Origin of the sequence: Stenotrophomonas sp. STM01, from assembly GCF_014852135.1 — a bacterium.
In the GTDB taxonomy this organism is placed as follows: domain Bacteria; phylum Pseudomonadota; class Gammaproteobacteria; order Xanthomonadales; family Xanthomonadaceae; genus Stenotrophomonas; species Stenotrophomonas capsici.
Genome location: NZ_JACVBA010000011.1, coordinates 1 through 1,153, shown reverse-complemented (window position 1 = coordinate 1,153; position 1,153 = coordinate 1). Strand labels below are relative to the sequence as shown.

The 1,153-nt window shown below is 64.1% G+C and carries 1 protein-coding gene; it reads right to left on the bottom strand.

Going from position 1 to position 1,153, the window contains the following annotated elements; genetic code table 11:
* Nucleotides 1–7: 7 nt before the first annotated feature.
* Nucleotides 8–943, bottom strand: coding sequence for a transposase (locus IB227_RS18390; RefSeq protein ID WP_225591988.1), 936 nt, complete (start codon nucleotides 941–943; stop codon nucleotides 8–10).
* Between the last annotated feature and the right edge of the window lie 210 nt (nucleotides 944–1,153).

The following is a 1,153-nucleotide window of genomic DNA, read 5'->3' as shown; positions in this document are numbered from 1 at the left end:
GTAGGAGTCAACTGTCTTTACCATGCTGCTCTGAAGCGGCTTTCCAAGGGGCATTGTCGCGGCGCATGGCATTAAGACGGGTGAGGTATTTGCGCATGCATGCCGTTACTGCGAGCTTTTTGGGTTTGCCTGCGGCAACCATGGCGCGATAGCTCTGGCCAAGGGCCGGATCCTTGCGGATAGCCGACCAGGTGGCCATGTACAGCACGCGCCGGACATCGGCCCGGCCACCGGAGATGCGCCGTTGTCCACGCCAGCGGCCGCTGTCCCGGTTGTAGGGCGCCAATCCGACCAGGGCGGCGATCTGGCGACGGTCCAGCGTTCCCAGTTCGGGCAGGCGCGCAGCCAAGGTCGCACGCAGGACCGGGCCCAGCCCCGGCGCCTTGCCCTGCAAGGGCAAGGTGGCCGACAGCAGCTCGGCAATGAGCGTGTCCAGTTGCTTGATCCGTTGCTGCAGGTCGTTGATGCATGCGTGCTGGATGGCATGGGCGGTGGGATCGGATATCTGCTGGAGTCGACGACGATGTGAATCGCGCTCGCCCACCAGGGCGGTTCGCAAGTGCACGCATTGGCGTAAACGCTCGGTGGCTTCGGGCAGGGGCTTGCTAACCGGGGCCGGCAGCAACTGGGCGGCCACCGCCAGCATCCGGGCATCCAAGGCGTCGGTTTTGGCCTTCAGGCCCAGCGCCTGAGCCAGTTGACGCGGGCGATCTGCCGAAATCCGCACGGCGGGGAGTGCGGCCTCATGCAGGACACGTAGCAGCGGGGCCTCATAACCGCCACTGGCTTCAAACAGCACCCGGTCAGCGCCCAATGCACTGAGCCAGGCCACCAGCTCCGCCCGCCCCTGGGCCGAATTGGCAAAGCAACGACGCTGCCCCTGTGGCAAGGCGTGGACGACCAATTCATTCTTGGCCACATCGATACCGACATGGATGCTCATGACGCGCTCCCGTTATAGGCTGACGGTGAGAGCGGCTCCCTCAATCCCATGCTTGTACGGTCCGGAGTGCAATCCGATCAACTGTTCGGGCTGATGAGGGAGTTTGGAGTGCGGCGCCCTGACTCCTACTCGTGCTGGTAGGCACTGCGACCTGACGGGCTGCCGCACTCCGCTCTCACCTGCAATCTAGTCGGTCCTTAGACACAAGCG